This window comes from Trueperella sp. HMSC08B05 (genome assembly GCF_001808405.1).
GTDB classification, from domain to species: Bacteria; Actinomycetota; Actinomycetes; order Actinomycetales; family Actinomycetaceae; genus Trueperella; species Trueperella bernardiae.
Genome location: NZ_KV793237.1, coordinates 1 through 18926, shown reverse-complemented (window position 1 = coordinate 18926; position 18926 = coordinate 1). Strand labels below are relative to the sequence as shown.

Annotated in this window: 14 protein-coding genes; 8 read left to right on the top strand and 6 right to left on the bottom strand. The window is 64.1% G+C overall.

Annotated features, from left to right (window positions below; all coding sequences use genetic code 11):
• The first annotated feature begins 11 nt into the window (after positions 1-11).
• Together HMPREF3167_RS03630 and HMPREF3167_RS03625 are read left to right on the top strand one after the other, a co-directional pair.
• On the top strand, positions 12-1247 hold the full coding sequence (locus HMPREF3167_RS03630) for an argininosuccinate synthase (protein ID WP_068539000.1): 1236 nt from the start codon (positions 12-14) through the stop codon (positions 1245-1247).
• Positions 1248-1574: 327 nt separating this feature from the next.
• Entirely contained in the window at positions 1575-6647 is a 5073-nt protein-coding gene (locus HMPREF3167_RS03625; protein WP_070445569.1) for a S8 family serine peptidase, read from the top strand.
• A gap of 163 nt (positions 6648-6810) precedes the next feature.
• Here the strand turns inward: HMPREF3167_RS03625 and HMPREF3167_RS03620 are convergent, their stop codons facing one another.
• The 3 genes from HMPREF3167_RS03620 to galE form a co-directional block, all read right to left on the bottom strand.
• Positions 6811-8055 carry an MFS transporter gene (locus HMPREF3167_RS03620; RefSeq protein ID WP_070445566.1) on the bottom strand — a complete coding sequence of 415 codons (1245 nt, stop codon included), beginning with the start codon at positions 8053-8055 and terminating at the stop codon, positions 6811-6813.
• The gene (argF, locus tag HMPREF3167_RS03615) at positions 8048-9049 is read right to left on the bottom strand and encodes an ornithine carbamoyltransferase (protein ID WP_068539003.1); all 1002 of its coding nucleotides are present in this window, start codon (positions 9047-9049) and stop codon (positions 8048-8050) included. Before argF ends, HMPREF3167_RS03620 begins: the two co-directional genes overlap by 8 nt.
• A 71-nt stretch (positions 9050-9120) precedes the next feature.
• Positions 9121-10164 carry a UDP-glucose 4-epimerase GalE gene (galE, locus tag HMPREF3167_RS03610; protein ID WP_062613843.1) on the bottom strand — a complete coding sequence of 348 codons (1044 nt, stop codon included), beginning with the start codon at positions 10162-10164 and terminating at the stop codon, positions 9121-9123.
• Between the two features lie 87 nt (positions 10165-10251).
• On the opposite strand from galE, the gene argH reads away from it, so the two are divergent.
• On the top strand, positions 10252-11673 hold the full coding sequence (argH, locus tag HMPREF3167_RS03605; RefSeq protein WP_246825734.1) for an argininosuccinate lyase: 1422 nt from the start codon (positions 10252-10254) through the stop codon (positions 11671-11673).
• Positions 11674-11734: 61 nt separating this feature from the next.
• Here argH and HMPREF3167_RS03600 read toward each other — a convergent pair whose 3' ends face one another.
• From HMPREF3167_RS03600 to HMPREF3167_RS03590, 3 genes are read right to left on the bottom strand one after another with little or no spacing between them, the layout of a single operon-like run.
• On the bottom strand, positions 11735-11959 hold the full coding sequence (locus tag HMPREF3167_RS03600; protein WP_068539005.1) for a helix-turn-helix transcriptional regulator: 225 nt from the start codon (positions 11957-11959) through the stop codon (positions 11735-11737).
• Positions 11959-12744 (bottom strand): ABC transporter permease, encoded by a 786-nt coding sequence (locus HMPREF3167_RS03595; protein WP_068539006.1) that lies wholly within the window; start codon positions 12742-12744, stop codon positions 11959-11961. Before HMPREF3167_RS03595 ends, HMPREF3167_RS03600 begins: the two co-directional genes overlap by 1 nt.
• Before the next feature lie 34 nt (positions 12745-12778).
• The gene (locus HMPREF3167_RS03590) at positions 12779-13600 is read right to left on the bottom strand and encodes an ABC transporter ATP-binding protein (protein ID WP_070445556.1); all 822 of its coding nucleotides are present in this window, start codon (positions 13598-13600) and stop codon (positions 12779-12781) included.
• Positions 13601-13793: 193 nt separating this feature from the next.
• Here HMPREF3167_RS03590 and tyrS point away from each other — a divergent pair, with 193 nt between their 5' ends.
• The 5 genes from tyrS (at position 13794) to HMPREF3167_RS03565 (ending at position 18679) form a co-directional block, all read left to right on the top strand.
• Positions 13794-15053, top strand: coding sequence for a tyrosine--tRNA ligase (gene tyrS, locus HMPREF3167_RS03585; RefSeq protein WP_068539008.1), 1260 nt, complete (start codon positions 13794-13796; stop codon positions 15051-15053).
• Positions 15054-15195: 142 nt separating this feature from the next.
• On the top strand, positions 15196-16125 hold the full coding sequence (locus HMPREF3167_RS03580; protein WP_068539009.1) for a metal ABC transporter substrate-binding protein: 930 nt from the start codon (positions 15196-15198) through the stop codon (positions 16123-16125).
• Between the two features lie 33 nt (positions 16126-16158).
• Positions 16159-16881: a metal ABC transporter ATP-binding protein gene (locus HMPREF3167_RS09805; RefSeq protein ID WP_062613850.1), complete on the top strand. Its 723-nt coding sequence runs from the start codon at positions 16159-16161 to the stop codon at positions 16879-16881.
• Positions 16878-17768, top strand: coding sequence for a metal ABC transporter permease (locus HMPREF3167_RS09800; RefSeq protein WP_070445553.1), 891 nt, complete (start codon positions 16878-16880; stop codon positions 17766-17768). Before HMPREF3167_RS09805 ends, HMPREF3167_RS09800 begins: the two co-directional genes overlap by 4 nt.
• Positions 17765-18679: a metal ABC transporter permease gene (locus HMPREF3167_RS03565; protein WP_068539011.1), complete on the top strand. Its 915-nt coding sequence runs from the start codon at positions 17765-17767 to the stop codon at positions 18677-18679. Before HMPREF3167_RS09800 ends, HMPREF3167_RS03565 begins: the two co-directional genes overlap by 4 nt.
• The last annotated feature ends 247 nt before the right edge of the window (positions 18680-18926 follow it).

The window sequence follows — 18926 nt, the reverse complement described above, 5'->3', positions numbered from 1 at the left end:
AAAGGTTCATCATGGCAAAGGAACGCGTAGTCCTCGCATACTCAGGCGGGCTCGACACCTCGGTGGCGATCGGCTGGATCGCCGAGCAGACCGGGGCGGAGGTCGTCACGGTGGCGGTCGACGTCGGGCAGGGCGGCGAGGATCTGGAGGTGGTCCGCCAGCGAGCCCTCGACTGCGGTGCCGTGGAGGCCTACGTGGCTGACGCCCGCGATGAGTTTGCCGAGGACTACTGCATGCTCGACCTGCAGGCCAACGGCCTGTACATGGAGGCCTACCCACTCGTGTCGGCGCTGTCCCGCCCGGTGATTGTTAAGCACCTGGTCACGGCGGCCCGCCAGTTCGGCGCGGAGACCGTGGCCCACGGCTGTACCGGCAAGGGCAATGACCAGGTGCGCTTCGAGAACGGCATCACTTCGCTCGCCCCGGACATGAAGTGTCTCTCGCCCGTACGCGACCTGGCGCTCACCCGCGAGTTCGCGATCAACTACGCCGAGAAGCACAACCTACCGATCGAGACCACGAAGTCCAACCCGTTCTCCATCGACCAGAACGTGTGGGGCCGCGCGATCGAGACCGGCTACCTCGAGGACCTGTGGAACGCGCCCACGAAGGACGTTTATAACTACACCGATGACCCGGCCTACCCGCCGCTTCCGGACGAGGTCGTGATTACCTTCGAGAAGGGCATCCCGGTGCAGATCGACGGCCGGGACGTCACCCCGCTGCAGGCGATCGAGGAGATGAACGCCCGCGCGGGCGCCCAGGGCATCGGCCGGATCGACATCGTTGAGGACCGCATGGTCGGCATCAAGTCGCGCGAGATCTACGAGGCGCCGGGTGCGGTGGCGCTCATCACGGCTCACCGCGAGCTCGAGCGCGTGACGATGGACCGCGAGCAGGCGCGCTTCAAGGAGCGCGTGGGCCTGCGCTGGTCGGAGCTCGTCTACGAGGGCCAGTGGTTCTCCCCGCTCAAGCGCTCGCTTGACGCGTTCATCAAGGACACCCAGGAGTATGTGTCGGGCGACATCCGGATGGTCCTACACGGCGGGCGCGCCGTGGTGACGGGCCGCCGCTCGGATACCTCGCTGTACGACTTCAACCTGGCCACCTACGACCAGGGCGACACGTTCAACCAGTCGCACGCCCGCGGCTTCATCGCGCTAACCGGCCTCACCACCCAGCTGGCCGCAGCGCGCGACGTGAAGTTCGGCAAGGGCGAGGCGATGCCGAAGCTCAACCTCTCCTAAGTGAAACGGGGGCGAAAGTGGCGCGGGAGACCGCGCCACTTTTGTTGCCCCCGCTACGGCGTGGCAGTGGGGTGGAGGATGGGCGCGCACGGACGTCACCAACGGCAAAAATAGGGAAAACCAACAGTCTGGCCCTTTTTCGTAGGTTAGGGTAGGCTACCCTTGGTTAACTCGCGGTTGATGTGCGCACACCACGCCGGCCGTTTTCACCGACCCGTTGGGTCCGAATTGATTGGAGATTACATGCGCGAACGTTTCGGACGCATAGTTGCCGCGCTATCATTTGGCGCGATCACAGCTACTGCGTTTTCGGCGATTCCGTCTGCGATGGCGGTATCACACCTCGACGAGGACATTGCACAATCGGCAGATGCATCGTGGCATTCCGTCATCGTCGTGATGGACGACCAGCAGGAGGCGGATGGTGCACCTGCGAGAACCACGCAGGAAAAGACTGACCACGTTGAGAATCTGGTCGATATGGCGGAAACCTCTCAGCAGGCCGTCCTTGTCGCGTTGGCCGAGGCGGAGAAGGCTGACAAAGCACAGAACATCGAGTCGCTGTTCGTGGTCAACGCAGTCACTGCCACAGTGACGAAGGAAGTCGCTATTGACCTGGCAAAGATGCCTGGCGTCAGCGAGGTCCTTGCTGATCAGAAGATCGAAGCCGATCCGGTGGTCGACGATTCCGGTGCTCGCATGTCGAGTGTCGATGGGTCTGCTCCCATGCACCTCCCGTGGAACCTTCGTCAGATTTCTGTCACCGAGGGCCTGCTCGGCGAGTATGCCGGCGAGGGCATCACGGTGGGAATCATCGACTCCGGTGTCGATATCACCCACCCGGCACTCAAGGATAAGTGGCGCGGAAACACTGGTGACAAAGCTGTGAGCTGGTTCGATACGGTCGGTTCGGAGACCGAGCCGGTCGATTCCACGGGCCACGGCACGCACGTTGCCGGTACGATCCTCGGCTCGGACCCGAGCGGGACCGGATTCCTTGGAGTGGCTCCCAAGGCAAACTTCATCGCTGCGCGAGTCTTTGACGAGAACGGCGATACGAGTGATTCGCAGCTGCTTAAGGCAATGGAGTGGATGCTCGCCCCGGTTGACAGCAACGGGGTCAAGCACCCGGAGCTCGCTCCGCGCGTCGTCAACAACTCGTGGGGGAGCTCGGCGGCCAACCACCTCATGCGCGATGCGCTCAAGGAATGGCGCAGTGCTGGTATTCTCCCGGTGTTCTCGGCCGGTAACCAGGACTTGAATAACTTTGGTGGCTCCGGCTCGATCAGCCAGCCTGGTTCCTTCCCGGAGGCGTTCGCCGTTGGTGCGCTGCGTTCCGACGACGTCGTGGCGAGGTTCTCGCTTCGCGGCCCGTCGCGGTACACCGATCAGGTCAAGCCCGATATTTCGGCACCCGGTGTCAACATCCGCTCGGGCTGGAATAAGCAGACGATGAAGATCTTGACGGGTACATCGATGGCTGCTCCGCATGTGACTGGTGTTGCCGCCCTCGTCTTGAGCGCCAACCCGAATCTCACGGTTGACAAGCTTGAAGAGATCCTGCGTCAGTCCGCTACGCCCCTAACCGATGCTCAGCACGTCGAGGCCCCCAACCACGCCTACGGCGCCGGTAAGGTCAACGCTGCCCTCGCGATTGATATGGCGAAGGTCGATTCCACCATCGGCACTGTCCAGGGCAAGGTCTACGTTCGCGGCGTCGATGCCGGTGCGCCGGTGATCACGCATAACCCCATCGGGGTTTTCTACCACGCCACCACAACTAACGTGACCGCACAGGTGGCTGACGACACCGGCATTGCTTCCGTTACTCTCAAGCTGGCTAACGCAACCGGGGAACGCACTGAGGCAATGACGCTTATCGAGGGCACGAAGGTTGACGGAACATATGGATTCGTCATTTCGCCGAACACGTTGAAGTCCGATGACGTTTCTTACCAGATCTGTGCCACCGACCGTACGGAGAAGGAAGCTTGCACGCTGGTGCACCGCTTCGAGCAGAAGGACGCCGTCACTGTCGGGTGGGCTGAGGACTTCGAATCTGGCGTGGCCGGCTTCGAGATGAGCGGCGAGACGCCGATGTGGGCGTGGGGAAGGCCCGCAGAGTCGCTGAAGAAGCCGACCTCGGGCGAAAAGCTCGTGGGCGTTGGCCTCGACGGCAAGGGATACCCGGGCCTGTCGGACGCTGTGCTGCTGACCCCGCCGATCGGCCTGAAGGACGGCCAGCCGGCAGCGTTGACCTTCAAGCACTGGTACGACCTCGATAACTATGCGTTTGCGGTGTACGACACCGCCGAGGTCTGGGTTGGCGAGGTCGGCTCCGATGGCGAAGTCACCTGGGAGACCAAGCCGCAGTTGCTGTTCAAGAACACGTCCGACTGGCAGCGCGGGTATGTTGACCTGACGAAGTATGCGGGCAAGACCGTCCGGGTCATGTTCGGCATGCGCGGCGCGTGGAAGTCCGAGCACGCCACCGCCGGCTGGTTCATCGATGACATGGCGCTCGAGGCGATCAAGACGACCACCGTTCCGAAGGTGGACAAGGAACTCGCGATCAACAAGTACGCCTCGGGCCGTACGGTGGTTGACTTTGCCCCGATTAAAGACGAGACGATCAGCGCCTACCGCCTATACCGCGCTCACGACGACGGCACTTTCACCCGCGTTCAGGAGCTCACCGGCTCGGATATCGGCAAGTACTCGGTCACTTTCGCTGACTATCCAACCCCACAGCAGGGCACGTACTCGTACTACGTGACTGCCGTGGCGGGCGAGGCTGAGTCGGAGCCGTCGGAGATTCTCCAGCGCACCTTCACGATGGGCAAGGAGATCAAGAAGTTCGACTTTGAATCGGATGCCCAGGGATGGACGTCCGAGTCGGATAAGGGCACGGTGTTCGAGCGCGGCGTCCCGGCGCTCGAAGATATCGATGCCTATGGCAAGGCTCCGACGAGCACGCAGATGCGTGGGAAGAACCCGGACAGCCCGAACGTCTTCGCGACCGTCCTCAATGACTATCGCAAGTCCAAGGCCACCTACACCCTGATCTCGCCGGCCCTGGATCTGTCCGCATACAGTGACGTCACCATGTACTGGCAACAGTGGTTCAACACCCGCGGTCGCGTCGGTCACGATGAGTGGAGCACCTATGATGACGACATCGCGCACATCTACGTGCGCCAGAGTGAGGGAGAGTGGAAGGAGATCTTCAAGCTCGACGAGGCGAAGGTCGACGAGAAGGATCCGGAGGACAAGAAGACTCAGCTCCGCACCGCGAACGCCTGGCATGTCGACGGCGTGAAGATCCCGGCAGAGTATCTTGGGGCAAAGACCCAGGTGAAGTTTGAGTTGGTATCCGGTAGTGAATTGACCGACTTCGCCGGCGGCTGGTTCCTTGATGACGTCATGTTCGCAGATACGGTGGACGCCACGGTTCCGCAACCGAAGCTGACGGCGTCGACCTCGCTTGCTCTTTACGACGGCGATGAGCTGACGCTACCGTCGCTGGCGCTCACGCAGGCAGTGACGGACGTTTCCGCTACCGCCACCGACTCGTGGGTGCCCGCGGTGGGGGCGACTGTTGAGTTCGCCGAGCGCGGTACGAAGGTGGCCACTGAGGCTGGCACCGGTGAATACTCGCTACGTAGCCATGCGGGTGAGGCCTCGCTCATTGCGAAGGCACCCGGTTACAAGTCAGCGGTCGAGACGCTGCAGCTGGTTGACGGCAAGGCGATTACCCAGGACTTCTACCTGGAGAAGGCAAACGCCCAGAACGTCACGTTCACCGTCAAGAACAAGTCCGGTGAGAGCGTTGCGGATGCGCGCCTGAGTGTGTACGCGAAGGGGAGCACGGCACCCGTGCTCGCGGAATCGGCGCCAGAGCCCGTGACGGCAGAGCTTTTGCCGGGCGATTACACTCTGCGCGCGGGCGCTCCTGGGTACGTGGAAGTTGACCTTCCCTTGACAGTGGAGGAAGTCCAGCCGGCTCATGTTGAGATCGAGCTTGCCCACGCGGTCGGCGGAGAGTCTTCCTGGACCTCCTACGACACTGGCAAGGCTGGCGCCGGACTCACTACACTCAATGAGGGCAAGACCGCCGCCGTGCGCTTCGACGCGGACGCCGACGCTCATGTCACAGCTGCCCGTTTCTTCATCTTCCGTTCCACCGTGGCACAGGAGTTCGAGTGGGCGCTGTGGGAGAACGATGACCGCGACGGCCTTCCAGGCCGCGTGCTTGTGGGCCCGATGAAGGCGAGAGTCGACGCCGGTGAAGGCGGGACCTGGGTGGAAGTCTCGACCCCGTACCCGATTCCGGTCCACGGTTCGTACTACATCTCTTACACACAGCTGGATGGCGGAAAGGACCGCATCAACCTGGGCGTGGATTCAAGCAGCGACGGCTCGGAGCACAATTTCAAACTGATCAATGATGCCTGGGTGAGCCCTGACGAAAACGGTCAGTTCATGATCAACGCTCAGGTGATGAGCGTGACACCCGACCAGCCGGGTGAGCCGGATAACCCTGGCACGACCGATCCGGGTGAGCCGGATAACCCTGGCACGACCGACACCGAGCCGCCGGTGTGTGCGGCAGTGGATCGTCCATCGATTCCGGCTAATGGCACGGGTCTGTTGGGCGAGTTCACTGGTGATCGTTTTGCTGACCTGTGGGCGGTTGATCGTGAGGGTAACCTGCGCCGGTACCAGGGTGGCGCAAGTGGCGCGTTCTCGGGTGGTGCGATCGTGGATTGCGATGCTGGCCACTTCACTTCGATTGTTGCTATTCCGGATAAGAATGGTGATGGTCGTGGGGATGCGCTGGTGGGTTATCCGGATGGGAAGATGTTCTTCTACTACTCTCAGGGTGATGGTTTCCTGACTCAGGGCTCGCAGGTGGGTCATGGCTGGACAAACATGGACAACATTGTCTATGCCGGCAAGATGGGCTCGACCCAGACGGAGTATGTGGTGGCTCGCCACGTGCCGAGCGGTGATCTGTACCGTTACGTGCTGACCTCGCGGGGGATGAAGTCGGGTGTGAAGATCGGTCACGGGTGGGGGGCGATGAACGTCATTCTTGGCCCTGGTGATATGAACGGGGATCGGAATGCTGACATCGTCGGTATTCGTTCTGATGGGAAGATGTTCTTCTACGCCGGTGATCGTGAGGGCCAGATCAAGCTCACGGGCCAGATTGGTCATGGGTGGCAGAACTTCGTCGATGCCGTGATTCCTGGTGATGTCAATGGTGATGGTCGTTTTGACCTGGTTGGTATTCGCGAGGATGGCAAGCTCTTTACCTACTTCAATATGGGTAAGGGGTATTGGAATGCCCCGGTTGAAGGAGGCCATGGGTGGCATAACATCGCGTTGATCGGCTAGCACGGTCAACACTAGGGCGGGGGCTCGCGGACGGAGCCCCCGCCCTCTTCTTTACCCGGGTTGGCCGACAGAAGTCGTGAATATACCGGCTGCCGATTTCTATATGGGCGCGATGAGCAGAAGACTCACAAGTTGTGTCGAAGAGCTGCGCATAATGGCAGTCTCAGAGCGGCATTCCGCGCAGGTCGGTGCCAAGGCGCCGGTAGGCCACCGGCACGAGCGCGGCGCACCAGATGAGGCCGAAGGCGCCGATGGCCACGGTGGCCCACAGGCCCGCGCGCAGGCTCACGGCGGCCGTCATGCCCGACACCACGAACGGGCCCGCCGCGGTGCCGATCGCCACGATCGACTGCCAGATCCCGAGGAAGGCAGCGCGGTTGGTGATGGGGGACAGGTCGGCGCCCATCGTCATGACGATCCCGGCGCCAAATCCGTTGCCAAAGCCGAGGATCGCGGCGCCCACCACGAAGCCGAGCGGTGTGGTCCATAGGATCATGACCACGATCCCGATCGGCATGAAGACGAGGGAGGGCAGGAGCGCCCAGTGCCGGCCGCGCCGATCCATGAGCGAGCCGGAGACGATGAACATCAGGGTATCGAGCAGGGCTGTCACGGCGAAGGTGGCGGTGACGAAGGTGGGCTGGAAGCCGAGGAAGGTCCCCCACAGTGGCACGATGACCGAGCGGTTGGCCCGTAGCACGTTGAGGCAGTTGATGCCGATCCCGAGGATGATCGTGGCCAGCTTCGAGCGGTGTTCGAGCCCGCGGCTTCCCTCCTCGCTCTGGCCGGCGGAGACGCGCTTGCGCTCGGCGGCCGGGTCGGGCACCACGTAGGCGACGATGAGGGCGAGAGCCAGGAAGATGAGCAGGATGTTGAAGATGAACACGGACTGCAGCGCCCACGCGGTCAGCAGGGCCGTGGCCACCAGCGGGCCGATGAGCTGGCCGATCCGGATCATTCCGCCGAGCGTGGACAGGCCGCGGGCCCGCCACATGGGTGGGATGGACTCGGCCAGGTAGGCCTGCCGCGCGAGCGACCACGAATTCGAGCCGACCGCCAACAGGACGATAGCGAGCACGAAAACAGCGCGGGACGGCGTCGTGCCCGGGTACGCCCACGTCCACAGCAACCCGCCAAGCGCCACGAGCGCGGCGCCCGAGCCGGCGATGAGCGCGGACTTGTCGCCGATCCGCGCGATCAGCTTGCCTAGCAGCGGGGAGATGACGATCGAGACGAAGCCGAGCACGCCCACGGCTGCCGAGGAGCCGGCCTCGTCGAAGCCGACGTCGAGCGCGGCGAGGGCCAGGACGGGCATGACCGTGCCCGAGCCGATCGCGAAGATGAGCGCCGGCAGGTAGATGGGCAGGATGAGGCGGGTGATCGGGTTGCGATCGAGGAACTTAGCCAAGGTCGTGGCCCAGGGTTGCCACCATGACTGCCTTGATCGTGTGCATGCGGTTCTCGGCCTGGTCGAAGACCACGGAGGCGGCCGAGGAGAAGACGTCGTCGGTGACTTCGAGCGCGTCCATTCCGGTGGCCTCGTAGACCGCACGGCCCACAGCCGTGTTGAGGTCGTGGAAGGCGGGCAGGCAGTGCATGAAGATCGCCTCCGGGCCGGCAGCCGCCATGAGCGCGGCGTTGACCTGGTAGTCGTGCAGCGCCTCGACGCGCTCGTTCCACACGTCTTTGGACTCGCCCATGGACACCCACACGTCCGTGGCGACCACGTCGGCGCGCTCGACCGCCCCCACCTCGTCAGTGATCGAGATCCGGGCACCCGTCTGCTCCGCGAACTCCGCCGCGATGCGCTGGGCCTCGGCGTCGGGCTGGAAGGCCTGCGGCGCCACAATCCGCACGTCCATCCCGAGCATCGCGGAGGACACGAGCAGGGACCGGCCCATGTTGAAGCGGGCGTCTCCCACGTACACGTACGTGACGTCCTCGAACGGCTTGTCGACATGTTCGGCGATGGTGAGCGCGTCGGCGAGCATCTGGGTGGGATGCCATTCGTCGGTGAGCCCGTTGTAGACCGGCACGCCGGACCAAGCGGCCAGCAGTTCGACGTCGGACTGGTGGGCGCCGCGGAACTCGATCGCGTCGTAGAAGCGCCCGAGCACGGCCGCGGTGTCCGCGTAGCTTTCCTTGTGGCCGATCTGGGACGTGGTGCCGTCCAGCATGGTGACGTGGGCGCCCTGGTGGTATGCCGCCACCTCGAAGGCAGTGCGCGTGCGGGTGGAGGTCTTTTCAAAAATGAGTGCGATCGTCTTGCCCACTAGGCGCTGGACCTCACGCCCCTCGTAGCGTTGCCGCTTGAGGTCGGCTGCCAGTTCGATCAGCGCGCGCCACTGCGCGGGGGTGAAATCGGCCTCTTTGAGGAAGGAACGTCCGTGAAGTTCATGCATGTGGCCAGTTTATCCGCACGCACGCCCACGGGCGCGAGATTTCACCCCCGCGCGGGGGCCAATCATTCTGGTCAGACGGTTCCGGGCTGGGACTTCGCCGGGCCGTCTGGGTAGCCGTCCGGGTTATTGGACTGCCAGCGCCACGTGTCCTCGCACATGTCCTCGATCGTGAGCTCGGTCTTCCAGCCCAGCTCCTCGAGCGCGCGCGTGGGCTCGGCGAAGACCTCGTCGCGGTCCCCGGCGCGCCGCGGTGCGACCTCCTTGGCCAGCTCGTGCCCGCACGCCTTCTCGAAGGCGCTCACCAGCTCGAAGACGGAGGTGCCGCGCCCGGTGCCGAGGTTCCAGATTCGCACGTCCCACGGGCCGTCCATCATCTTTTCCAGGGCCACCACGTGGGCCTTGGCCAGGTCCACCACGTGCAGGTAGTCGCGAATGCACGAGCCGTCGCGCGTGGGGTAGTCGTCACCAAAGATGAGCAGCTTCTCCTGGCGGCCCGCGGCGACCTTCGCCACGGCCGGCATGAGGTTGTTCGGGATCCCGAGCGGGTTTTCGCCGATGCGGCCGGACTTGTGGGCGCCCACGGGGTTGAAGTAGCGCAGCAGGCCGAGTTTGAAGCCGTGGGCGTGGGCGATGTCGGTGAGGATGCGCTCGCCCGCCACCTTCGTGTAGCCGTAGGGGGAGAGGGAATCGAGGTGCTTCTCATCCTCCAGGAGCGGGAGCGGCACGTCGCCATAGACCGTGGCCGAGGAGGAGAAGACGATCTCCTTCGTGCCGGCGGCGATCATGGCCCGGGTGATGGAGAAGGTGGTGTTGAAGTTGTTCTCGTAGTAGTCGAGCGGCTTTTCCACCGATTCGCCCACGGCCTTGTAGCCGGCGAAGTGGATGACGGCGTCCGGGCGGGTCTTGAGGAAGATCTGGCGCGTGAGCTCGGGGTCGGCCAGGTCCGTCTTATACCATTCGAGGGAGCGCCCGGTGAGTTCCTCGAGGCGGTCGATCACGGTTTCTTTGGAGTTGGAAAAGTTATCGACGATCACGGGTTCGTGGCCCGCGGCGACCAGTTCCACGACAGTGTGCGAACCGATGTATCCGGCTCCACCTGCGACCAACACCTTCATTGCTCTTCCCTTCTCTCGGTGTGTCTTCTATCCTACTCCCGGCGAAGAATGCCCGCACTGGCCTGGCTTCTTTGGCATGATAAATGCATGGAACATCTGGCTTTATGGGGCGGCCGTTTTAGTGGCGCGCCCGCGGACGCACTGACCGAGCTTTCCCGCTCCACTCACTTTGACTGGCGCCTGGCACGCTACGATATCGCTGGCTCGCGCGCGCACGCTCGCGCCCTGCATAAGGCCGGCCTCCTGTCCGACTCCGAGTTGTCCGGGATGCTTTCCGCCCTCACGCTTCTCGACGACGACGTCGCCTCTGGTGCGTTCGGCCCTCGGCCCGACGACGAGGACGTCCACACGTGCCTCGAGCGCGGCCTCATCGAACGCGCCGGTGCGGAGCTCGGCGGGAAGTTGCGTGCCGGGCGTTCGCGCAACGACCAGATTGCCACCCTCATCCGGATGTACTTGCGCGACCAGGCCCGCCACATCGGCGGCCGGCTGCTCGACGTCGTCGACGCCCTCATAGCCCAGGCCGAGCGCGCGGGGGAGGCGATCATGCCCGGGCGCACGCACATGCAGCACGCCCAGCCGGTGCTCGTGGCCCACCAGCTGCTCGCGCACGTGTGGCCGATGCTTCGCGACGTCGGCCGGCTGGTTGATCTTGACATGCGGCTGTCCGAGAGCCCGTACGGTTCGGGGGCGCTGGCCGGCAACACGCTCGGCATGGACCCGCAGGCCGTGGCGGCGGACTTGGGCTTTGCCACGAGCTCGCCGAACTCGATCGACGGCACGTCCGCGCGCGACCTCGCCTCTGAATTCGCTTTCGTCATGGCGCAGATCGGCATCGACCTGTCTCGTATCAGCGAGGAGATCATCATCTGGAACACGAAGGAGTTCTCCTTCGTCACCCTCGACGACGCGTTCTCCACCGGATCGTCGATCATGCCGCAGAAGAAGAACCCGGACGTGGCCGAGCTCGCCCGTGGCAAGGCCGGCCGCCTCATCGGCGACCTCACTGGTCTGCTCGCGATGCTCAAGGGCCTGCCGTTGGCCTACGACCGCGACCTGCAAGAGGACAAGGAGCCCGTGTTCGATCAGGTGGACACCCTCGACGTGCTGCTGCCCGCCGTGGCCGGCATGATCGCCACGATGGAGCTCAACTATGAGCGGATGGCCGAGCTCGCCCCTCAGGGCTTCTCGCTCGCCACCGACATCGCCGAGTGGCTCGTGCGCCAGGGCGTGCCGTTCCGCGAGGCCCACGAGATCTCGGGCGCGTGTGTGGCCACGTGCGAGAAGCGCGGCATCGAGCTGTGGGACCTCACAGATGACGACTTTGCCCGGATCGACTCGCGCCTCACGCCCGCTGTGCGCGAGGTGCTGAGCGTCGAAGGATCCGTGGCCGCGCGTCGTGGGCGAGGAGGAACCGCGCCCGAGCGCGTGGCCGAACAGCGCCAGGAGGCCGCACGCCGCGTGTTCGAGCTACGCGAATTCACCAACTCCCGCGTTCACGCCCGCTAAACGCCGCTAACCACGACGGTCGCCCGCCTGAAGCGCCAGGCGGGCGACCGTCGTCGTTGGCTCAATTGAGCGGCGGGAATTCCTCGAGGGAGAACACGCGCTCGAGGGGGAGGTCGAAGAATGCGGCGATGCGCAGGGCCAGGTGGAGGGAGGGGGCGTACTCGCCGCGCTCGAGGTAGCCGATGGTCTGGTAGTGGACGCCCATCGCTTCGGCGAGCTCGCGCCGGGACACGCCGCGGTCCGTGCGCAGCAGCGCGATCCGGTTGTATACGACGTCGTCCTTCATCAGATTCCCATGGTGTTCTTCAGGTTTTGCTGGGCGCGGGCCACCGTGCCCAGGCTGACCTTGCTAAAACTCAAGACTATCGCCTTGCGCGCCACGATCATGCCAAGGAAGAACCACGCGGCGAGCACACCGCTGGAGAGAGCCACGTTCTCGGCCCCGCCGAGGAAGACCCAGCGTGAGACCACGCCGCCGTGGTAGATCGGCAGCACCTTTGAGACAGCCTGGAGCCAGCCGGGCAGGGGGTCGAGGGGGAAGAAGATCCCCGAGATCGCCATGAAGCCCATGAAGAGGAGCATCCCGATGATGAGCGCCGTGGCGGTCCGCGTCAACGCGCCGATGATGAAGCCCAGCGGGGCCGTGGCGGCGAGCGTGAGGATGAGGAAGGGGATGGCGAGCGCTACCTTGTCCCACGTCAGGGCGAAGCCGGGGATAAAGAAGAGGGTGGCGAGGAGGAGCAGCACCTGGGAGACGAGGATGACGCCGGCCGAGGTGATCAGCTTTGCCGTGGACCAGATCTTCACGCCCTGGGGGAGCGTGCGCACCCGCAACAGCGTGCCGGCCATGTACTCGTTATATATCTCCGTCGCGATCTGGTAGGCCACCATCGCCGAGAATCCGACGAGTGAACCGGCGATGAGGTAGTGGCCCACGCTCACGTCCATGCCCTCGACCAAACCCGTCAGCCGCCTGCCGAGGAACGTCCACAGCGCCGGGATGATGAGGATGTTGAGAGCGGACAGGCCCAGGAGCTGCGGACGCAGATCCGCCAGAGCCTGAATCCTCACTGCCTTACCAAAGTGTGACATCGTCGCTATCCTTTCAGTTGCGTTTGTGGCCGACCAGATCGAGGTAGGCGTCTTCGAGGGTGGGCCGGGTGATGGTCAGGCCGGTGATGGCCGACAGGTCGAGCGTTGCCACGAACTCTTCCACGTGCTCGGTGGGGTGGACGTGGCGCGTGTCACCCTCCACCCACTTCACCTCCGCCGGGCGCACGAACTTCTCGCGCAACTCGGTGGCGGTACCCTGAGCTGCGACTACGCCGTCGTTGATGATGGCGATCTTGGTGGAGAGCTTTTCGGCCTCCGGCAGGTCGTGGGTGGTCATGAGGACGCCGGTGCCGCGGTCGGCGGCGTCGGCGATGAGGTCGTGGATTTCGAGCTTGCCGGCCGGGTCAAGCCCGGTGGTCGGCTCGTCGAGGATGAGCAGGTCCGGTGATCCGATGAGCGCCGCGGCGAAGTCCGCCCGCCGGCGCTGGCCACCCGAGAGCTGCCCGAGGCGCTCGTTCTTTTTCCCGGTCAGCCCCACGCGCGTTAGCAGATCGTCGATGTCGCGGGTGGGCCGGCCCGCCGACTTGAAGGCATGCTCCATCCAGCCCAGCTGGTCGCTCACGCGCCACTTGGCGTGGTCGGTCCAGTGCTGCTGGACCAGCCCGATCCGGGTCCAGGTGGGCCCGTCCGTGAACACGGATACGGTTCCCGATACCGGGGCGTAGGTGCCGAGGATCACCTCGATGAGCGTGGTCTTGCCGGCGCCGTTGGGGCCGAGCACGGCGAGGAGTTCGCCGGCGTCGAGGCTGAGCGAGACGCCCTTCAACACCTCGTTCTTGCCGTAGGCGAAGTGTAGGTCGGTCACTGTCAGCATGAAACCTCCTTGTTGTCCTAACAGCTCTAACCGTAGTAGGAATACTACATCACGTCAACGACGTGCGCCGGACTGTCCGGACGCAGCGGCGGCGACGGCGTCGTGAACGCGGGTAGAATTGAGGCAAGAGAAGCAGTTGAGGCAAGATTGATGTGGTTCGCCGCCGCGGCGAGCGCAAAGGAAAGGGAATGAAGTGACGGACGTCCTCGAAGAACTGCAATGGCGTGGGCTCATCGCCCAAACCTCCGATATTGACGAGTTGCGCAAGGCGCTCTCGGAGGGGCCCGTGACGTTCTATTGTGGCTTCGACCCGACCGCGGCCTCTCTCCACCACGGCCACCTCGTGGCGGTCAAGGTCATGCGCCACCTGCAGATGGCCGGCCACAACCCGCTCGTGCTCGTGGGCGGCGCCACCGGCCTCATCGGCGACCCGCGCGCCAAGGGTGAGCGCCAGCTCAACACGAAGGACGTGGTGGCCGGGTGGGCCGAGGCGCTGCGCGGCCAGCTGGAGACCCTGCTCGACTTCGAGGGCTCGCACGCGGCCCGCACGGTAAACAACCTTGACTGGACCAACGAGCTGTCCGCGATCGACTTCCTGCGCGATCTTGGCAAGTACTTCCGCATGGGCACCATGCTGAACAAGGACATCGTGAGGCGCCGTCTCGAGTCGGAGGAGGGGCTGTCATACACCGAGTTCTCCTACCAGATCCTCCAGGCGAATGACTACCTCCAGCTCTACCGCCGCTACGGCTGTACGCTCGAGGTGGGCGGGGATGATCAGTGGGGCAACCTCGTGGGCGGGCTCGATCTCATCCGCAAGACCGAGGGGGAGTCGGTGCACGTGCTCACCAACCCGCTCATCACCAAGGCCGATGGCACGAAGTTCGGCAAGACCGAGGGTGGGGCCGTGTGGCTCAACCCCGACATGCTTAGCCCGTACAAGTTCTACCAGTTCTGGCTGAATACGGCCGACGAGGACGTGGTGCGCATGCTCAAGGTCTTCACGTTCCTCGATCGGGATCGGATCGAAGAGCTGGAGGCCGCAGTGGCGGAGCGCCCACAGGCCCGCGAGGCGCAGCGCGTGCTGGCCGAGGAGGTTGCCACGTGGGTGCACGGCGCCGAGGCCACCGAGCGGGCCAAGCAGGCCTCGCTCGTGCTGTTTGGCAAGGCTGAGCCGGCGGGTTTGGATGAGCGCACGCTACTCGACGCCACGGCCGAGCTGCCTTCTGCCGAGGCGCGCGTGGGCGACGCCGTGGTGGACGTGCTCGTTTCGCTCGGGCTGGAGAAGGGCGCGGGCGCGGCGCGGCGCACGATCGCCGGCGGTGGCGTCTACATCAACAACGTCAAGGTTGAGGACGCCGAGCGCGTGATTGACGCGGGCGACGTGTTGCCGGGTTCGCTCGTGCTTCTGCGCAAGGGGAAGAAGAACCTGACGGCGATCCGCGTGCTGTAGGACACTGTTAGGAAAGGCGCCGGGGGAGTCCCCGGCGCTTTTTCGTGCCTTGACCAGGTCAAAAGCCCTAAATTGCGGCACGGCGAAAACGATAATTTGATAATATCGAATCTAATAAGGGTTCCCTAAGAGAGAGTTGGCCATGACTATTAAACGACTCCTTGCCCTCGCGTCGGCTTCGGTCCTTGCACTGACCATGTCGGCATGCTCGCAGGAAGACACTGGTTCGGATTCCGACGGCAAGCTCACCATCGTCGCCTCCACCGGCTACCTCGGGGACGCGGTCAGGAACATCGCTCCCGACGCCGACCTCACCGTGCTCGTCGGCCCCGGCGGAGACCCCCACACCCAGGAACTCACCACCTCTGACACCGCGAAGATCGGAAAGGCGGACCTGGTGGTGTGGACCAGCCACGACATGGAGCACAAGATGATGGCCCAGTTCGACAAGCTGGGCGACCGCCAGATCCCCGCGGGCGAGGCGATCCCCGAAGCAGACCTCCTTCCCTGGGAAGAGGACGGCCAGATCGAGGGCCACGATCCGCACATCTGGAACGACCCGGTGGCCTGGCAGCTCGTGGTGACCGCCACGGCTGAGAAGATCGCAAAGATCGACCCCGACAACGCCCAGACCTACCGCGACAACGCCGCCGAGTACAACGGCAAGATTCAGGCCATGCACGAGGCCGCCAAAGCCGAGTTCGACAAGATCCCCGCCGAGCGCCGCACACTCGTCACCGGCCACGACGCCTTCAACTACCTCGGACGCACCTACGGCCTCGAGATCCACGCCACCGACTTCGTCTCGTCTGAGTCGGAGATGTCGGCCGTGCAGATCAACGAGCTGGCCACCCTCATCGCCGAGAAGAAGCTCCCCGTCATCTTCGCCGACAACCTCAAGAACCCCGAAGTCATCAAGCACCTGCAGGACGCCGTCAAGTCCGCCGGTTGGGACGTGAAGATCGCCGACGAGGAGCTCTTCGCTGACACGCTCGGCGTGGAGGCCCCGGTCGACACCTACCTGGGCGCGTTCCAGCACAACGTCGACGCCATCGTCGCTGGCCTCAAGTAGTCCGCGACACCTTGATCGCCGGAAGGAGAAACAGTGCACTTAGAGATCTCATCCTTGACTGCGGGTTACCGCGACCGCGTGGTACTCCACGCCGCCAGCATGTCAATCGATACGGGCCAGATCATGGCCATCCTTGGACCGAACGGTGCGGGAAAATCCACGCTCATCAAGGCGGCTCTAGGTCTCGTTCCGCCTCTGGCGGGCTCCGCCTCCTTCTTTGGCGAGCCCCTTTCCACCGTGCGGCATCGCGTGGGGTATATGCCGCAGGTGGCTGCGGTGGACTGGGATTTCCCGGCCACCGTGGGCGACGTGGTGCTCATGGGCACCTACGGCAGGCTCGGGTGGCTTCGCCGCCCGAGCCGCGCCCAATACGTGCTGGCGGATGAGGCGATGGATCGACTCTCAATCACTGACCTCGCCGACCGCCACATTTCCGAGCTCTCCGGCGGGCAGAAGCAGCGAACCTTCCTTGCGCGCACGCTCGCCGGAGAGCCCGACCTCCTTCTGCTCGATGAGCCTTTCGCCGGCGTCGATATCGCCTCCGCGCTCGCCATCACCGACGTGCTCCGCGGGCTTGCGGCCGAGGGCCGAGCGATCGGCGTCGTGCATCACGACCTGGGAACGGTCAAGGACTTCTGCACCCACGCCACCCTCCTGCGCGAGGGCCGGGTGGAGGCGACCGGGCCGCTCGACCAGGCCTTCACGCCCGCGACCATCCACCGCGCCTACGGGCTGGCGGAGGTGATCCCGGAGTGAGCCTCGCTGAATTTCTTGGCACCTACGCCTTCCGCACCACCGCGATCGGCACGACCCTCATCGGCGCCCTCGCCGGCGCGCTGGGGGCAATCCTTTATCTGCGCCGGCAGTCGCTGGCCTCGGACGTCGTCGGGCATTCCTCGCTCGCCGGCGTCATCAGCGCCTTCGTGATTGCCACGTTGCTCGGCTTCGACGGGCGTTCCATCCTCGTATTGACCGTGGGTGGGACGATCGCCTCCGTCCTCGCACTCCTTTTGACGAACGCGATCGCGCACCAGCGGGTGGGGATCGACGCCGCCATGGCAATCTCGATGGCCATCTTCTACGGCGGGGGCATGATCGGCCTCTACCTCGTCAACCATTCCACCCTCCCGAACCGCGGCGGCATCGACAGCTACCTTTTCGGGAACGCCGCCACCATGCGCCAGGTTGACATCATCACCGTGGCCTTCCTCGGCGGGATCGCTATCCTCGCCCTCCTGGCCTTTTGGAAGGAAATCAAGCTCTACTGCTTCGATGAGGTGGCCGCCCAGGTCCAGGGCTTCGCGCCGCGGAAGATGGAGGCGCTCGTCATCATCACCACCACCGTGGCGATCGTGGTGGGAATCAAGGCCGTGGGCATGATCCTCGTGGTCGCGTTCGCGATCATGCCGCCGGCGGCCGCCCGCCAATTCACCACCTCGATGTCCGGGCTCGTGGCCGGCTCGGCGCTGATCGGGGGAGTCTCCGGACTCGTCGGGGCCTACTTCTCCGTGACCGCCGGGCGCGTTCCTACCGGCCCCGTCGTCGTTCTCATTCTCTTCGCCGTCTTCATCCTCGCCCTGGTCTTCTCCCCGCGGCGGATGTCGCGCCGACGCGCTGCGCGGGTTCGGAGGGCCGTCGCATGACATTCATTCTTTCTGTTCTCTTGCTCTCACTCACGACTGCGATCACGTGCGCCTTGCCGGGCACCTTCCTGGTGCTTCGCGGGCAGTCGATGTTGGTGGACGCGCTCTCGCACGCCGTCCTTCCCGGGATCGTGATCGGCGCGATCGTGTCTGGCAGCACGCATTCCCCGCTCATGACCTTAATTGCCACGGCGTGCGGGCTCATCGTCGTCGTCGGCGCGGACAAGCTCAAGGGCTCGGGGCTGCTTGCGGGAGATGCCAACCAAGGAGCGATCTTCCCCGCGCTCTTCGCGCTCGGAGTGCTGTTGCTATCCACGCGCCTATCCAACGTCCACATCTGCACCGACACCGTGCTCGTAGGCGACCTCAACCTCATGGCCCTACCCTCCGAGCACCTTTTGGTGGGCCGCCTCGACCTCGGTCCGAACATGATGTGGCTACTTTTGGGGGTGGCCGCGGTGAACGTGGCTTTCATGGTGGTGACTTACCGCGTGCTCCAGGCATCCACCTTCGACCGTGACTTCGCTGTCGTGTCAGGCATGCCTGTCAAGATCGTTGACACCGTTTTTATGATCCTGGTTGCCCTCACCGTGGTGGCGGCCTTTAACGTGGCGGGCGCGATCCTCGTTATTGCGCTCATGGTGGTGCCGGCTGCGACAGCGCTGCTGTTTTCGCGCAGCCTCAAGACTATGCTCGCGGCTTCCCTGGGGGTTGCGGCGGCTTCTGCAGTGGCTGGCTTCCTTATCGCCTGGCTCGCCGACGTTCCCACGACGCCGACCATGGCCTTCGTCGACGGCGTCATTTTCGTCGTCCTCATGTACCTCAAAGCGGCGCGCGAGAACCGTGCGCGCAAGGTGGCCGAGGGTGGTGTCTTCGAAGAACTGGCGGAATCTCGCGGTTTGAGGCTGTGACCAGTGACACCGTTCGTGAAATTGACGTCCGCGTCGTTCATGCGTAAAGTATCTATTCGTTGCCACGGAGAGCGACACAAACCCAAAGACGCAAATTCTTGAGGTGAGTCGCGCTCGACGGAGTCAAGACCTCGAACGATTTTGACACTGAGCAACGGGAATGCTAAGCTAGCGTTCCTCCCTTCGGAAGTTACCGCTCAAACGGTGGTTTTCGGATGTGGGTGTGTTGTTTGATATCTCAATAGTG